General features: G+C 78.9%; 1 protein-coding gene. It reads right to left on the bottom strand.

Annotation, left to right across the window (positions count from 1 at the left end; translation table 11 throughout):
* Positions 1-2 precede the first annotated feature (2 nt).
* Positions 3-551 (bottom strand): TIGR03086 family metal-binding protein (locus GTR02_RS22090; protein WP_205709833.1); only part of this gene is annotated, 549 nt, incomplete at its 5' end.

Consider the following 551-nt stretch of genomic DNA (forward strand, 5'->3'; position numbering starts at 1 on the left):
CGTCAGCCCCGCCCCAGCCAGCCCGCGAGCCGGACGTGCGCGGGGGCGTCGGCGGGCACGTCGACGACGGGCCCGAACGGGACCGGCCCGCCGCGCGGCTCGGCCGGCAGGAACTGCCGGGACGACGCGAGCGCGGCCTCCGCGAGGTCCTCGTCCAGGAGGTCCTCGCGGTCGACCGCGACCGCGAGGTCCCCCGCGTGGGCCGTGAGCTCCTGGACGTAGGCGAACCCCGCGAACGGCGCGGGCATCGGCCCCGCCGGGTGGATCAGCGTGCGCCCCAGCACCTCGTCGTCGGCCCAGGCCGCGGTCAGCGCTGCGGCGCCCGTGCGGAACGCGTCGGGCCAGGCGTCGTCGGGCACGCCCGTGACGAGCGAGCGCCGGTCGCCGGGGTCGCCGCCCCCGGCCATGTGGGCGACGCGGTGCGTCACGGCGACCAGGTGGGACAGCAGGTCGCGCACGGTGAACTCGGTACAGGGCGTCGGCCGGTCGAGGTCGGCCGGGCCGACGACGTCGACGAGCCCGCCGACGAGGTCGAGGGCCGCCTGCAGCGC

The sequence above is a fragment of the Kineococcus siccus genome (assembly GCF_009906795.1).
GTDB lineage: Bacteria > Actinomycetota > Actinomycetes > Actinomycetales > Kineococcaceae > Kineococcus > Kineococcus siccus.